This is a genomic window from Alteromonas sp. KUL42 (assembly GCF_006538325.1).
Lineage (GTDB): Bacteria > Pseudomonadota > Gammaproteobacteria > Enterobacterales > Alteromonadaceae > Alteromonas.
The window spans coordinates 33,774-50,240 of the sequence record NZ_BJKK01000025.1; the positions used below are offsets into that span (position 1 = coordinate 33,774).

General features: G+C 42.5%; 9 protein-coding genes and 3 tRNA genes. 4 read left to right on the plus strand and 8 right to left on the minus strand.

The annotated features are described in order from the left end of the window. Positions 1 to 141: 141 nt before the first annotated feature. Positions 142 to 6,405, minus strand: a complete 6,264-nt coding sequence (locus tag EYR97_RS20615; RefSeq protein ID WP_131095645.1) for a PKD domain-containing protein — start codon at positions 6,403 to 6,405, stop codon at positions 142 to 144. A gap of 191 nt (positions 6,406 to 6,596) precedes the next feature. Between EYR97_RS20615 and EYR97_RS20620 the strand changes: the two genes are divergently transcribed. After that, positions 6,597 to 6,782, plus strand: a complete 186-nt coding sequence (locus EYR97_RS20620; RefSeq protein WP_131095646.1) for a hypothetical protein — start codon at positions 6,597 to 6,599, stop codon at positions 6,780 to 6,782. 271 nt (positions 6,783 to 7,053) lie between these two features. Here the strand turns inward: EYR97_RS20620 and EYR97_RS22635 are convergent, their stop codons facing one another. Then, positions 7,054 to 8,214, minus strand: coding sequence for a methyl-accepting chemotaxis protein (locus EYR97_RS22635; protein ID WP_131095647.1), 1,161 nt, complete (start codon positions 8,212 to 8,214; stop codon positions 7,054 to 7,056). Positions 8,215 to 8,518: 304 nt separating this feature from the next. Here EYR97_RS22635 and EYR97_RS20630 point away from each other — a divergent pair, with 304 nt between their 5' ends. Continuing rightward, entirely contained in the window at positions 8,519 to 11,077 is a 2,559-nt protein-coding gene (locus EYR97_RS20630) for a TonB-dependent siderophore receptor (RefSeq protein WP_131095648.1), read from the plus strand. Positions 11,078 to 11,142: 65 nt separating this feature from the next. Here the strand turns inward: EYR97_RS20630 and EYR97_RS20635 are convergent, their stop codons facing one another. Continuing rightward, entirely contained in the window at positions 11,143 to 11,703 is a 561-nt protein-coding gene (locus tag EYR97_RS20635) for an acyl-CoA thioesterase (RefSeq protein WP_131095649.1), read from the minus strand. A gap of 146 nt (positions 11,704 to 11,849) precedes the next feature. Between EYR97_RS20635 and EYR97_RS20640 the strand changes: the two genes are divergently transcribed. Further along, entirely contained in the window at positions 11,850 to 12,467 is a 618-nt protein-coding gene (locus EYR97_RS20640) for a flavin reductase family protein (protein WP_131095650.1), read from the plus strand. A gap of 90 nt (positions 12,468 to 12,557) precedes the next feature. Continuing rightward, a complete protein-coding gene (locus tag EYR97_RS20645) occupies positions 12,558 to 13,211 on the plus strand; it encodes a cupin domain-containing protein (RefSeq protein WP_131095651.1) in 654 nt (217 codons plus the stop codon). A 60-nt stretch (positions 13,212 to 13,271) separates the two neighbouring features. Here EYR97_RS20645 and EYR97_RS20650 read toward each other — a convergent pair whose 3' ends face one another. From EYR97_RS20650 to EYR97_RS20670, 5 genes are all read right to left on the minus strand, one after another. Further along, entirely contained in the window at positions 13,272 to 14,387 is a 1,116-nt protein-coding gene (locus tag EYR97_RS20650; RefSeq protein WP_131095652.1) for an EAL domain-containing protein, read from the minus strand. A gap of 91 nt (positions 14,388 to 14,478) precedes the next feature. Then, positions 14,479 to 15,885, minus strand: coding sequence for a sodium:alanine symporter family protein (locus EYR97_RS20655; RefSeq protein WP_131095653.1), 1,407 nt, complete (start codon positions 15,883 to 15,885; stop codon positions 14,479 to 14,481). Positions 15,886 to 16,113: 228 nt separating this feature from the next. Beyond that, positions 16,114 to 16,189, minus strand: a tRNA-Gln gene (locus tag EYR97_RS20660). Positions 16,190 to 16,193: 4 nt separating this feature from the next. Next, positions 16,194 to 16,278, minus strand: a tRNA-Leu gene (locus EYR97_RS20665). 35 nt (positions 16,279 to 16,313) lie between these two features. After that, positions 16,314 to 16,390 (minus strand) — tRNA-Met (locus EYR97_RS20670). Between the last annotated feature and the right edge of the window lie 77 nt (positions 16,391 to 16,467).

Below are 16,467 nucleotides of genomic sequence, written 5' to 3' on the forward strand. Positions count from 1 at the left end.
AACGCTTTTGCCACTGATTTCCAGTGTTTCAAGAAGTTTAATAAAAATCAATTTCTTGGAAGGTCAACACGCTCTAATTTAAATGAAAGAAGCTGCATTTTGTGCAGCCTCTTTTGTTTACATACTTTTGGGAAAGCACATTTAATGGTTTAAGTTATTATCCTCAACTTCAGCTTCTGATATTGGCTCAGATGAAAAGTAAATTTTATCAGACACAATTTCTAAATCGCTAACTGAAAGTTGTGATAAAGGCGAGTCGATAAGAGTAGGCTTTTCTTCTTGAACAAGCTCTTCAACGTCCCACGATTCGATTATTTCAACACCGTTTTCAGGATTTAAACTGAAGCCCTGTAAGCTTTGTGGTGAAGATTGACTACCTAAAATCGCCATTTTCATAAAAATTGGCGCAGCTATTGGTAAATCTTCGCTCTGACTACCAAAAAATGTTCTTTCAACTGCATTGTTATTGGCACTATTAGTGATAATAAAGTGGCCAGTGCTTGGGCGTCGAATACCGTAATCAGAAATACCGTCACCGTCATAATCTGCGACAACAGGAATATCGGTGTTTGCACTACCAAAGAACACATTTCTTATATTATTGGTGCTGCTCTCACGAATATGCCACATTCCGGTATCGGGAACGCGAATTGTAAAATCCGTTTTGCCGTCGCCATCAAAATCGCCCACTAAAGGTAAGTCAGTTGGGTTGCTACCAAAGGTAATTCTGCGAATACTATCATCAGTGGAGTAGCGAATTATCCATTGCAAACTAGACGTACGCCAAAAAGCATAGTCGTCTTTGCCATCTCCGTCATAATCAGCAGGTACAGGCACATCACTTGCTTCACTGCCAAAGTAAATGCGTTGATAGTTTGAAGGCGATGATGATGGACGATAAATCCACTGGCCTATTGATGGGCGTCTAATGGCTATGTCGGTTATGCCGTCGCCATCATAGTCAGCAGGAACAGGAATATCACCTTCCTGAGTACCAAATCGCAAACGGAATATAGAATCGTCGCTTGAATATTTTATAAACCAATTACCGTGTGATGGCCGATAAATGGCTATGTCGGCAATTCCATCGCCATCAAAATCACCGGCAACAGGTATATCAAGCGTTGAACTTCCAAAGAATAAGCGACTTATATTACCAGTTTCACTTTCCTTTATGAATTGAGTACCTGTAGACACTCTTCTCACAGCAAGATCGGCTTGTCCGTCGCCATCGTAATCAAATGGTACATAGGGTGTTTCACCAACACTTAATTCAAACTCTTGTGTAGTAGTTTTAGCCCCATCAGTAACCATCAGTGTAATACTATAACGGCCAATATCATTCACGCTAGGCGTGCCAAACAACTCTGCGGCTCCATCGCCAAGATCATTGAATAGTAGCCAATCACCACTGGCAATACTACCGACTGGCCCAGGAATAGAAATGTTGTCTATCCACGCGGTATCGTTGCCCTCGCTAATAGACCCGTCTTTTTGGTATTTCCAGGTAAAGGTGTGCTCACCTTCGCCAACGTTGTATTGCACTAGTTGGAAACTTTCTTCGCCAGACCATGTGCCGACTTCTTCATCATCTATGTAGAATAATAGATAGTCAAAATTGGTCTCAGAACTTACTGCGCGCTCAAACGAAACGGTTCCACTTTGGGTTTGTGCCGTTATTGAGAACTCCGCAAATTGATTGTGATCTAACTGAGAAGGCGCTCTCAAACTGAAAACACTATTCGAAGCATAATCAGAAGTAAGCTCCCAATCGGCATCGCCACTCATTTGAAGTGGAGTATTATCAATATCACCGCTTTCGAAATCGATAATGGTGCCATTTTGGGGTATCACATTGAACAGAATAGAAAGTGAATCACTATTACTGTCAACGGTAGAAATTGCATAATAATAGGGTCTATCTACAAAGGCTTTTTCCTTCGGTGTCGATATAAACTCTGGTGCTATATTTGTGTCGATTACAACAAGAGTAACTTCAGTATAGCCTTCGTACGAAACAGTAATTTCAAGTTGAGTAAAACCTAAAGCGTCATCCGCAAGTTGTAGCAGACCGTTTTCAACGGTTGCTATATTTGAGGGAGATACAGACCAATTGGCTAGGTCTGTTGCGTCAACTTGGTTGTCGTTACGTTGAAAGGCAGTGAGGTTGAATTGATGTGAACCTCCAAGATCTAAAGTGCTGATTGGATTTTCTATTTCAATTAGCTCAACTTTCTCTTGGTCGAGTATCGTTATTGACTTGTCTGTTGATAAGCCCGCGTATGATGCACTGACTACAACAACCATGTCTTCAGTGATTTCTTCCACATAAAGTCTTCCGGGTGTAAGTGTCACCCCCTGACTTGGTGTGGCCGTATATGAGGCAGAAGATGTGACATTCACAGTGCTGTTATCACTGTAAGTAGCAACAACATCGAACAAATAATCTTGCTTATCAAATGTAGAGTTTGAACCTTCTATCGATAATCCAGTGATAGCCAAGTTAGTCACTTCAATACTTAAGCTAAATGTTTCGGAATAGCCACGATAAGAAACGGTAATAGCGATTTGCCTATTGCTGGTTACCGATAATGTTTCAAGCTGCCCAGGTGTCGTCGAACTGAATCTTGCATAAGCAGATGGTACCACTGACCAAGTGGCGTCGTTGGTCACATCAATTGTTGAGCCATTTGAATATTGAGCGATAAGGCTAAAACGCCTTGTTTCATTTGGTGACAAGGCGCTTCTGTCCCCTTGAACGCTAATTCCTGTTAATGAAACCTCTTCAGGCGTAACCGTGATATCTACACTACTTTGCGCACTGTCCCCTTCGTTGTCTAAAACAGTCAGTTGAAAACGCAATACTGTGTTGGTGTTTACGGTTGGTGCATCAAAATAGGGGGCAGTGGTAGCGGCTGCATTCAATGTAACATTGGGGCCCGATATTTGCTCCCATGTGTAACTTACTATCTGCCCGTCGGGATCGTAAGAACTACTGCCATCAAGCACTACACTGTCGCCCGATAACACCGTTTGTGAATTACCTGCATTTGCGACAGGAGGTGTATTAATAATTTCATCGCTAAATTGAATATTATCAATCCACGCCGCATCCCTGCCTCGACTTACTGATGCGTCTTTCTGATAAGTCCATTTGAACGTGTGTGGGCCATTTGAAATGGGGAATGAAACATGTTCATAAGGCAGTTCGCCGGACCATATCGAAACGATAACGTCATCGACATAAAAAATTAATTCATCGTAACTTTCTTCTGAACTTACTGCGCGAGCGAAGGCTATTACACCACTTTCGACATTGGCTTGTAAGGTCAATGTGGCACTTTGTGAATCTACTAAAGCAGGGCTGCTTACTGCATATTGACCCTGAAGTGGGTTATCAGTACTTACGCGCCAAGGAGCGTTGCCACTAGTGGAAAAGTTCGCCTGAGATAAATCACCAGTCTCAAAATCGATGCGATCATTCTCTCCTAAGCTAGGGAGTACTGTGATGTTTACTGTGTCAGTGTCAGAGGCTGAGTCAGTGTCTGTCACAGTGACTTGGAAAGACAGTGAAGTCGACTCTTCTACTTCTGGTGCAACAAAAGTGGGCTGTGTGGCAGTCAAGTTTGATAGCTGAACAGCTGCACCTGACAGTTGTGTCCATTGGTAGGTGAGTTGGTTACCATCTAAATCGTAACTGGCACTGGCATCCAGTGTAACAGTTTGATTTGAAGCCACAGACTGATCGCTACCTGCGTTTGCCACGGGCGGCACGTTTTCTGTGGGCGTTGAAAGAACAATGTTATCAACCCATGCTCGGTCTTGCCCTCGAGCCTGAGAGCCATCTTTTTCGTATCGCCATGTAAATTCATGCACACCTGCAGAAACGGGAAAACTCACTGTTTCAAAGGGGAGTTCTCCTGACCAACCAGTAACGGCATCACCGTCAATTAAAAACGTGAGGTAATCCCAGTTTTCTTCAGAGCTAACAGCTCTGTCAAACTGAATTTCACCTTCTAAAACCAACGCTGTCAGCGTAAGGGAATAACTTCCGTTATCAGCTGCTTGAGTAGGTGATTGCGCACTGAATTGACCAGTTGCACTGTTTGCTGATGAGACTGTCCATATTCCGCTGCCCTGAGTTTCAAAGTTACCTTGTGAAAAATCACCTGTTTCAAAATCGATGATGCCCGAGTCGGTTATTTCAGAACGAACAAAAATAGACACACTATCTTCACTTGAGGCATTAGCCCTATCGACAATGGTTAATTTAAATACCAGCGTGGCAGAGCCTTCAACTGTGGGTGCTGTAAAGGTTGGCTGAATAGCGTTAGCATCGCTAATTGTTACTTGAGGCCCTGATGTTTGTGACCATGTGTATGATTGAATGTTGTTGTTATCATCATAACTTTGTGAACCATCTAGAGTGACCGTATCACCTGACAGTACAACTTGATCCTCACCGGCGCTAGCGACTGGCGCAAAATTAGGTTGATAGTTAGAGTAACTCTTTGTATTGCTGTTGTTTTTTCCGAATTTTGGCCAAGGTGTTGAGGCTAGGCCTCCTGAATAACCATAAAGCGCGTAAAGATGCGTGCCTTGAATATACACCACGCCATCATTAGCTATCAAAGGTGACCCTTGAAGCGAAGAGGGCAATACTGCCGACCAATTTTGTGTTCCATCAGAATTTAATGCATAAAATGTGTTGTTTGATGCTGAGCCCACATAGATTGTTTGATCGCTTGCGATTGCCGGTGAGCCTGTGATAGTACCAATAGTGCTATTGTGCCATGTGATAGAGCCAGAAGCGGAAATGGCATAAAGGCCATTATTAGTACCAATATATACTACGCCGTTTTGCCCAATAACAGGGGAGCTTTGAATAGTAACCCCTAAATTCACACGCCATATTTCTTGGCCCGATGAACTAAATTTTTGCAAATATCCATTTGCTGTGGCTACAAATATTGTGTTGTCACTATTTATGGTTGGTGTATTGGTAACTGCACCTGCGGTACTGGCTTGCCAGATAACTGAACCAGTGCTTGATAGCGAATAAAGTATGCTTGCAGACGTGCCGACAATAATATTTTCAGATGAATTCACCGCAGGGGAGCCATTCACTTCACCTGATGTGTTGAAACGCCAGTTTTGGCTTCCGTCTTTGTTATAGGAATAAACCGTATTTTGTGCTGCAAAGAACAAATTAAGATTTTCGTCAAGTGCGACCGAACCATTAATGTTGCCATCCACTTGTGCACGCCACAGTAATGCTCCAGATGAGCTAAAAGCATTCATATAATTGTCAGTGCTACCGACAAAGATATTTCCGTCGTAATTCACCACGGGGGAAGCACTGGTTCCGGCGCCGTTCATGGCAACCTGGAATTGTGTGTTTCCACTGCTGTCTAATGAAATTAACGCGTTAGAGCCTATTGTGTAGATATTCCCATTACTTGAAAGAGCGGGAGACCCAACTGATGCTAATGTTTGTGGGCCAGTCCATTTCAAGCTGCCAGCAATAGGGTACAAAGTTGCGATTGCTGAAATATCAGTGGCCGTAAGAATGTCACCACCTAACGGTAAGTCGGGGTTATCCAATCGTTCAATAGTTGGCTGGCCGTTCTTCGAAAACGCATTCTTGTAGTAGTGCATTATCGACTCGTAGTCGTAATCACCCACAGGATCACTATTTGTCCTTATTTCAAAATTTCCTTCTTGACCATCCTGTATGTTTTCTTCCAGAATTCTTACGTATTGGTCTCTATCTGGTCGTGATTGTTCGTGTTGGACACCCGCGGCATGATAGATTTCGTGTTGTATGGTTGAGGTAGATAAACAACCATCTGCTAAAGACAATTGTTGCTCGCCACCAATACGGCCAATATAAGACCAGCAACCAGAACCTTTAAAAATACTAATATAGTCTGATTCCGTTGTGCGTGAGACAAACCTTAAACTTGTTACTGCCTCTAGCGCATCCATACTTTCTCGTATTTTTACCGCTTGAGAAGCGGTGTAATCTGACGTGATTTCGTAATACATAATTGCATTTGGCCAAAGCCCACTTTCATAGCTTATTACAAGGCCTTGCGAATGCATGAGTTCTGGATCTGGTGCGCGACCAACAACAATATCACCTTCAGAGATAAGTAAATTGCCGATTTGAACCGCTTTTACGGTGTGTTCGGCCTTTCCTAAATGGGAAGATGGTGCCGTATATTTTGTTGAAAAAACGGGGCCAGTGTTATTTAAATGCGCTTCAATTTGCTCAAAGGGAGACGTTATATTTTTGGTAGGTAGCTCGCCTTTTACCGCATTTGCGGAAACGACAGGGATAAAACATAGCGTTGCAGCAAGTAATACTGACCATACGTACCGCAAAGGTCTATAACGTTCCATATTATTCTCATCTGAAAAGTCTAAAAAATTCGAAATTGAACTATTTGAACAAATGTTGTCTATACTAATTAGAATAGTGTTTTTAACCCTTATCTGCAAACGCGAGATAAGCAGTAAACAGGCATTTATTTGTACTTTGTATATACATTTGATATGCTTGAAGCCATCGGTTCTAGGAAGGATAAGAAGTATTGGACCGCAAAGAAAAAGCGAAGAAGAAAAATAGCCAAATGTTAATTCGCATAAATGATGAAGAGCGTGCTAAGTTTATAGCGTTATGCGAAGAATTGGATACCTCAGCAGCACGTGAAGTGAGGCGTTTTATCAGAGACTTTATCTCGATAAATACGAAAAGCCTTGACGGATTAGACACGTAATTAGGACGTTAACATGGCCAAAGTAAAAAAGATAAAGAAAGAAATTAAAGTCGCTAAAGCAAAAATTTCAAAGCAAGAGTCGAAATTAAAAAAGCTAAAGAAAAAACTTAAAAAAGCGAAATGACCCTTTAAAGCAAGTGACCGTATAAAGCAAAGAGACAAGTAGTAACGAATGCAGGAAGCTATAGTGTTCAGCGGCAATTTCGAGGAACCGAAAGCGCCGCTCTTTTTTGTTTTAGTTTTACAAGCCAACATCAACAGTTTTACAGTTTTAATGTCCCATCTCTTTTTTCACTTTCGCTTCTAACTTATTTAAGTAGTCGAAAACTTGAGCGCTAGCTTCTTCCATTTTATTCAGGTGCGTTATAAGTGAGCTTCCGTCATCGCTTTCATATGCATTAAGGGCCGCTATGCCAGACTGATGTACCAAGGCATGGGGAGCTTCTAAATTAGAATACTCAGCGTACTGGCTGTAATTATTTTTTCCGTCGCCTTCATAATACCATTTACCCAATCGACATTGATGATGATCTGCAAAATCACCTTTTCGCTTTTTACTTTCTCCCCGAATAGTGCGATACACTTCAACCTTCCAAACTAAATGATCCAATTTCACTGTTTGTATAAAAGTACTGACACTGGAAAGCGAAATAACGTTTGCCATGTCTTCGGCTATATGACTCACGTTGTCGAGTGACGCGCTAATTTCCGATGCAGAACTGGCGACTTCCAAGGTTTGTTGTGTGCTTTCCTTTATCTGATGATAAGCACTGTCAGTCCTTTCAGATGCCTTTATCGTCAAATCTGAGATTTTTGATGATGCTTCCGATGAGCGACTGGCAAGGGTTCTTACTTCATCTGCAACAACAGCAAAGCCTCGCCCTTGTTCGCCAGCTCTGGCTGCTTCGATGGCTGCGTTTAATGCTAATAGATTGGTTTGTTCTGAGATACTTTGAATTTGCCCAATAAACGACTCAATATCCTTACTCGATTGAGCGAGTGACTCAATGGAACCATTTATGGCGTCTGACTTACCAGTCATCGCATTAAGTACCTTAACACAGTCAGATAAGGCTGTGCTTGTACTGGTTATATCACCGAGTACATTATCTAGTCGGACTTTCTCATCGCGCAACTGCCCCGCTGAATGTGCCACATCCTGCCTTACAAGATCCAATGAGTCGAGTGAATGAAAGAAATTTTTGACGATAGTACGTTCAACTTTCACTTTTCTGGCAAGTTCTTCGGCTTCTTCATAGGACTCATGTAAACGTGCTTCCATTTGCAGTAGTTGCTCGTTTAATTTTTCGTTTTCTTTTTTGAGTTGTTCTATCTCAACATTCGGTTTTGTATCAGCAGTTTTTTTTGCTAAACCACATAAGTTTGCGTCCTTGGCATTGGTAAAGGGGGAGTTATGCCTTAAAAACTTCAAGCTTAGCCTAATAAACTTGAAATAGTCAAAAATGATAAAAATGATAGGAGCGATAAAGGTAAACAGGCTCTCGCGCTGCAAAAATAATTTACATCTTTAGTATTGTGTAAGCCTTGATGTTTGTGTTTAACTTCGTGCCGATACTCGCTTTATTCCCTTCTAATAATTATAAGTCTGGTCAGACAAGCTTGGTACACAGCAGTATTTCAACGACAGAAAATACCGTATTCCATCAATACTTTTCCATTGTTTGGATTTACACACCCTTTTCTATGAAATATTTATAAAAATTCAGGAACATACAATGCAACAGGCAAAACTAAAAACATCCGTTTTCAAGCTTTCCTTAATTGCCACTGCAATGGCGGGAATGCCGTTTTCTTCTGCTTTAGCACAGCAACAAGATAGTGTTGACGAGCAAGATGTTGAACAGATTCAAATTGTCGGCTCTCGCCGTGTTGGCCGTACCATCAACGATTCACCTGTCCCGATTGATATTATTGATGCTTCTTCTATTGAGGCGACAGGCTTAACTGAAACCAACATGATCCTAAATTCATTGTTGCCCAGTTTTAATTTTCCTCAACCGTCTATCACTGACGGTACTGACCACGTTCGCCCAGCGCAATTGCGCGGCCTTGCTCCAGATCACACGTTAGTTTTGGTGAATGGAAAACGCAGGCATACTTCAGCATTGCTAAACCTTAATGGTTCGGTAGGGCGAGGCTCATCTGCAGTTGACTTAAATGCCATTCCTGCGAACGCGATTAAACGTATTGAAGTACTTCGCGACGGTGCTGCAGCGCAGTATGGTTCTGATGCAATTGCCGGGGTGATCAATATTGTTCTAAAAGATGCCAGTGAAGGCGGCGATGTATCAGCAACTTACGGTGCCAATGTTACAACAATGGACGGCGTAGCTAATTTAGATGGCGTAAGCGTGGGCGCTGATGGCAACCTCGTTTTTAACACGGGGTCAGATCGTGAACTAACAGACGGCCAAACCTTTACATTGCGCGGTAATGTGGGCTTTGAATGGGGTGATGATGGTTTTGTTAATGTCTCTGCGGAGTATCGAGATAGAGGCCAGGCAAATAGGTCTGACTTTGATCCGCGAGAAAACTATGCTCGTGATGAAAATGGCAATGTGGATGATCGAGAGTTAACGGTTAATCGTTATAATCACGTATACGGGAATGGTGAAGTTGAAGACTACGCTTTGTTTGTAAATGCGGGTAAAGCACTTACAGACAGTGTGGAATTCTATGCAACTGCAGGTGTAAGTACACGTGATTCTATTGGTGGTGGTTTCTACCGTCGTGCATCAGATAGCCGTAATGTATTGTCAATTTACCCTAATGGCTTCTTACCTTCTATCCAAACGGACATTACCGATAAGTCCATTTTAGCGGGTGTTAAAGGATACGGCGATGTATGGAATTACGATTTATCATTAACACATGGTGGCAACGAACTGGAATACAGTGTTGTAAATAGTTTGAACACATCATTGGGCCCAACAAGTCAAACCGATTTCAATGCGGGTTCTCTTGAATATACCACCACAATTATAAACGCCGATGCTTCACGCTTAGTCGATACAGGTCTGTTTTTCAGTGAAATGAACTTTGCAATGGGCGCGGAGTATAGACACGAAAGCTATGATATTACTGCAGGCGAAGAAAATTCGTATATACAAGGTGATTTTGGCCCAGGTGGCGCAATAACTGATCCAGTAAATGGGCCATTTGGTGCATCTGGCTCTCAAGTGTTTCCTGGCTTCACGCCAGAATCTGCGGGTGAAAATAGTCGTCATAACTACAGTTTTTATGTTGATTTAGAAGCCGATGTGGTTGAAAACTGGAATGTTGCAGTGGCTGGACGCTATGAAGATTATTCAGATTTCGGTAGTACGTTTAACTGGAAAATGTCGCACCGCGTAACTATCACTGATGCATTTGCACTTCGCGCGTCAGTATCGACTGGTTTCAGAGCGCCTTCGTTACAACAGCAGTTCTTTACATCAATAGCAACCGTGTTTGTTGATGGTGTACCTACTGAAACAGGTACGTTTGCGCCTTCTAGTGATGTAGCGAAAGCGTTGGGTAGCCCAGGGCTAGATGCGGAAGAGTCTGATAACTTCAGCGCAGGCTTTACCTATTCGCCTACAGCTGACTTCAATTTAACGGTCGACTTCTATCGCATAGATATTGATGATCGTATTGTATTGTCAAATAACTTGTCAGGTGAAGCAATTGAGGCACTATTGGCTGGTACAGGTGCTAACCGTGCTCGCTTCTTCTTAAATGCCATCAACTCACGTACTGAAGGTGTTGATATAGTTTCTACCTACACATTGAATACTGCTGATATGGGCGCGTTTAACTTCAATGCAGGTGTTAACTTTAATGACAATGAAGTAACCGATGTACTTGACCCGCCTGAAGTATTGCAAGGTGCAGGTTTTGACCAAGGCAACTTGTTCAGCGATGTTGAATTACGTCGTTTTGAGACAAGTTCCCCCGATAGTAAAATCAACTTAGGTGTGACTTGGTCGTACGATCGTTATACCACCACTTTACGCACCACACGCTATGGTGAGGTGGAAGATCCATCATCAATTGAGGCGCGCAATGAGATTATTCCTTCAGAATGGATCACTGACCTAGACGTACGCGTAGCGCTAACGGATGATTTAAGTCTATCACTAGGTGCGAACAACATTTTTGATGTTTACCCAGAAGCTACACGCGACTTGGTTGATGACGTAACCACATTCTCGAACATCTTCCCGTATTCTGGCTTCTCGCCATACGGTTTCACTGGTCGTTATGTTTACGGCAAAGTCAGCTATACATTCTAATTGAAGAACTAGCTTTTAAGTAAACGTTTAAAGCCGGTTATCACACCGGCTTTATTTTTTTGAGCTCACATATCACTCTTAGAAAAAGTAAGTGAGCAGCGTTGGTTCTCTAATAGTGTGAAGTCTTCTTTGGGAATAAAGGCGTCATAGTCCTGTTTTAGCTTTGCTTGAGATTCTTTGCGCATTTTACTGCGTCGAATAGCGGTTACAAAGTGACGCATTTCTTCATGAGTACTTAATTCAAGTTCAGGAACTTGAACAGGATTACCCTCGTCATTTTTCGCCACCATAGTAAAAAAACTATTATTGGTATGTTTTACTTCATTGGTTTTGATGTTTTCAGTAGTGACTTTTATACCTACAACAAGAGAAGTGTTGCCCACGTAGTGTACAGTGGCATCAAGGTGTAATAGATCGCCCACTTCAACAGGCTGTAAAAACTCCACCCCATCGACAGTTACCGTAACACAATAAGCACCTGCATGCTTACTGGCGCATGCATAGGCAACTTTATCCATTAAAGATAAAATCACGCCACCGTGTACCTTACCACCAAAATTGGCGAATGAAGGCACCATAAGTTCTGTTAAACGAGTGCGTGAAAAAGCAACATTACGAGCATTCATAGCGTACCTTGAAAATGATAAGAAACGTGATCATATAGATGTATAAAGCACAATCATTACGTGAACTTAAGGGCAATTGCACGTTCGTTACTCTATATTCTCTAGCCTAGCGCAATTGGCTTTAAATAATCAATTAAGGAAAGACGTTGTCTGATAAACATTTTTACGAACCTCAAAAAGGGCATGGTTTGGCACATGATCCATTTAACGCCATCATTGCACCTAGACCCATTGGCTGGATTTCTTCACAATCAAAAGCAGGCGAGCTCAATTTAGCGCCCTATAGTTTTTTTAATGCCCTTAACTACACGCCACCAATCATAGGTTTTTCGAGTGTTGGAGCAAAAGACTCACTTCGCAATATTCAAGAAACCGGTGAATTTTGTTGGAATTTGGTCTCTAAACCACTTGTTGATGCCATGAATCAAACCAGTAAGCCGTTGCCGCCACATGAAAGCGAATTTGAAATATCAGGTCTTCACACCGTTGACAGCAATGTGGTGTCGGTGCCTCGCGTAAAAGAGAGCCTTGTGAGTATGGAGTGCAAGCTTACTGACATAGTTCAGTTAAAAGACGCACAAGGTGGTTTAGTAAATAGCTGGTTCATTATGGGTGAGGTAGTGGGGGTTCACATCGACAATTCACTCATTGAAGGTGGCGTATATCAAACACTTAAAGGTGAACCTGTGATGCGCGGCGGTGGTCCGGGCGACTACTATTCAATTAGCGAAGCAAATTATTTTGAATTGTTAAGGCCTCAGTAGAAGGGGATTACAGCGTAGGCTAATAGAGTGATCTTAAAGAAAGTACTTCTAAAATTAACCAATTTACTTACATTAAAGTGAGCATAAAGAATGCTAAATATGGACTTTGATAAAAGGCTGGTTATCGAAACGAATAACGAACCATGGCAAGCATCTCCGTCAAGTACGGTTTGGCGTAAGCCCCTTGAGCGCGAAGCAAAGGAGTCTGGCCATACAACTAGTGTGGTGAAATATGAAGCGGGTGCCAGTTTTAAAGAGCACAGCCATCCATTAGGCGAAGAAATCTTAGTTCTTGAAGGGGTGTTCTCTGACGAACATGGCGATTATCCCGCAGGGACGTATATTCGCAACCCACCTGGCAGCAAACATAGCCCTTTTAGTAAAGAAGGTTGCGTGATATTGGTGAAGCTTAACCAGTTTGATAAACGCGACCTTGAAGAGGTGAGAGTAAACACCAATATGACACCTTGGCTACAAGGGCAGGGCGGTTTACAGGTAATGCCTTTGCATCAGTTTGAGTATGAAAGCGTAGCGTTAGTTAAATGGCCTGCAAATGAAGTATTTAAACCTCACCGACATTTCGGTGGTGAAGAAATTTTTGTGTTGTCGGGGACATTCAAAGATGAGCATGGTAACTATCCTCAAGGTACATGGCTTCGAAGCCCACATTTGAGCCAGCATTATCCCTTTGTTGAGGAGGAAACGGTGATTTGGGTTAAGACTGGGCATTTATCGAGCCTTTAATGGCAATATTGTTGTTGCCCACTTTCTCTAAACTAACACTGATAGAAAAGCCAAACGCTACTAGCGTTTGGCCACTTCATCTAAAGGCTTAAGAGATGATTCGACCGCTTTTTCTTCTTCACTTGAACACCTGTTGACTGCGGGTGACGGTTTACCAAATAAGTAGCCTTGCAAAAAGTCAGCATTTGCTTCAGTTAACCAAGCCGCTTCTTCCTCCATTTCTATTCCCTCGGCTATAACTTGCGTATTGTTCGCTTTGGCAATTCTTATCAAGTTCATCACTATATTTTGTTTATAGCTATCCATGTGAACATTACGTACTAAATCCATGTCAATTTTCACATAGTCAGGTCTTAATGACTGAAGTAAGTTAAGCCCGGACCAACCTGAACCAATATCATCTAGGGCAACTTTGAAGCCTGCGTTACGATAAAATCCTAAAATACCTTTTAAATGATTAATATCATTTGCACGGTGTGTTTCTGTAACCTCAAAAACGACGTCTTCGGGTTTTAACCCAATTTCATTGATTGAAGCGGCAGTGGCACGCAGGCAATACGATGGGTCATATATGCTCGATGGATTGAAATTGATAAAGAGTTTACCGTCTAACTTGGCTTTAGCTGCGCACTCAACGGCTGATCTTCGTGCAACCAAGTCTAAGGAAAACAGTAAGTCTGATTTCTCTGCTAATCTAAATGCTAAAGCGGGTGGCACTATAGCGTTAAGATCATCGCGCATTCTAAATAGTGCCTCGTGGGCGTATAGGCTTTTATCACAGGCTCTCACAATTGGTTGATACCAAGACTCGTAACGCTCTTCTTCAACACTTTCTATAAGCCACTTTGCTTGGAAGCGATTGATGAGTACAGCCAAGGTCGTCATACGGCCCATTTCATCAATTGAGGGAGGGGTGCCACTTTCAGTGGTTGTAACTTTCGTGTTTTCTAGCTCTTTACTTTCTAAAACGCCATTAAGAGAGGTAAGAAAGTTAGAAGTTTGGTCTTGAGAAACAATGCATGAAATGCAATGGGTAGATTCTTGTTGTGCACTGAGCTGCATTGTGCCGCATAGTCCAGCTACTTTTCCGAATGACTCAACAGTGGGCACAAACAACCAAAAGTGAGTTACGTCAAAAAAATAATCGTCTATAGATTCACAATCAGCACAGTACATTTGTATTCTCCAGTTATAGTCACACTAGAGAAATACGCTACAAGAATGCTCTTGGATTAACCTCAACCTGTTTTATACAGGTAAAAATAAGTCAATCCCAAACGCCATCTTCTGATTTACCCTGAATTTCACAGTCGCCTGCTTTGTATTCGACTTTCTCGCCACTGTCTTTTTTCTTAAAGTAATCTTTACTGATTGCAACGATAGTGGGGGTCATCCAAACAATGGCGACAATGTTGATAACGGTCATTAAACCTAATGCCATATCGGCCATGGCCCACACTTGTGGAAGTGCAGCTTGTGCACCCCAGTAAATCATACCTAAATAACCGATAGTGTAAGCGGCACGGCCGGCGCGGTTATCTAATTTAAACATGTGTAAATTACTCTCACCGTACGCATAATTCGCAACCACAGAAGTAAACGCAAATAAGCTAATAGCCGCTGCAACGAAATCCGTTCCGCCATTACCTAAATGACGGCTCATGGCGTCTTGCGTTAAGCGAATTCCTTCCATTTGCTCCGAGCTTGAGCCGCCCGCGAGTAAAATAATAAATGCCGTAGAGGTACACAAAATCATGGTATCTAAAAATACCCCTAACATCTGAATATACCCTTGTGAAACGGGGTGGTTGGGGTTGGGAACTGCACTTGCCGCTGCATGAGGTACTGACCCGCTACCAGCTTCGTTTGAATAAAGCCCGCGTTGTATACCATTTTTAATAGCGGCACCTAATGCGCCAGCGCCAGCCTCTTGTAGCCCGAAGGCAGATTTCACGATATCGAGTAACATTGCTGGTAGTTCAGCAATATTAATAAACGTTATGACTAGGGCTACCAATACATAGCCTATGCCCATAAAGGGAACTACATACTCAGCAAAACGGGCGATACCACGTAAGCCACCTACAACAATTAAGGCAGCCAAAGCAATAATTACAAGACCGCTGTATTCACTAGGAAACGCGTAGGCATTGTTAAGTGCATCAGTAATTGTGTTGGCTTGTACAGCACTGAAAACAAATCCATAGCCAAAGAAGAGACACAGAGAAAAGGCAACGGCAAGCCAAGTTTTGTTTAAACCTTGTTTGATATAGTAGGCAGGACCACCTCGAAACTCGCCATTTTCGTCTCGCACTTTATAAAGCTGGCCTAGTACACTTTCGGCAAACCCAGTAGCCATGCCGAGTAGCGCTATCATCCACATCCAAAATATAGCGCCAGAGCCACCTAGTGAAATGGCAACCGCGACGCCGGCAAGGTTACCCGTACCAACCCGTGCAGACAAACTGGTACATAATGCCTGAAAGGAACTAATTCCTTCCTTTGTAGAAGAGGTGCTGCCTTTAAGCAGCGCAAACATATGGGTAAAATGGCGTAGCTGTACGCCACCTAATTTAACAGTAAACCAAATACCACATGCCAAGAGCATGATGATAAGAACCTGACCGTCTCCCCAAAGAATATTGTTGACCAGTGAAACAAACTCGGTAATCACGCACATTCCTTCATTATTGTTGTTATTAGGGCTTTATATTCACGCCCTTTAGTCGTTAAGGGTCAATACTAGCACGACAAAGGATGATGTGTGGTAGGAAAAAAGCGCAGAGATTAGGGGTTTTATCCTAATTCCTATACGTGTTACGAAATGATACTTGTTTTGAGTCGTCGTTAAGATTTTTTGTAGACAATAAAAAACCGCTCAAAAGAGCGGTTTCTCAAAATATGGCTGGGGTAACAGGACTCGAACCTATGAATGGCGGGATCAAAACCCGCTGCCTTACCAACTTGGCTATACCCCAATATTGGTGCGGAAGGAGAGACTTGAACTCTCACGCCGTGAAGCACTGGAACCTAAATCCAGCGTGTCTACCAATTCCACCACTTCCGCAAATGTAGACGTCCCACTAAGGAACAGATAAAAGTTGGTGGCTACGGCGAGATTCGAACTTGCGACCCCATCATTATGAGTGATGTGCTCTAACCAACTGAGCTACGTAGCCATACTTTTATTTTCAATAAAAAGCCGCTCTAGAGAGCGGCTCTTCTAAGAATTTGGCTGGGGTAACAGGACTCGAAC

Coding starts and splice junctions, on each gene's coding strand:
- EYR97_RS20615 (WP_131095645.1), bottom strand. CDS start 6,405: ATGGAACGTTATAGACCTTTGCGGTACGTATGGTCAGTATTACTTGCT.
- EYR97_RS20630 (WP_131095648.1), top strand. CDS start 8,519: ATGCAACAGGCAAAACTAAAAACATCCGTTTTCAAGCTTTCCTTAATT.
- EYR97_RS20635 (WP_131095649.1), bottom strand. CDS start 11,703: ATGAATGCTCGTAATGTTGCTTTTTCACGCACTCGTTTAACAGAACTT.
- EYR97_RS20645 (WP_131095651.1), top strand. CDS start 12,558: ATGCTAAATATGGACTTTGATAAAAGGCTGGTTATCGAAACGAATAAC.
- EYR97_RS20650 (WP_131095652.1), bottom strand. CDS start 14,387: ATGTACTGTGCTGATTGTGAATCTATAGACGATTATTTTTTTGACGTA.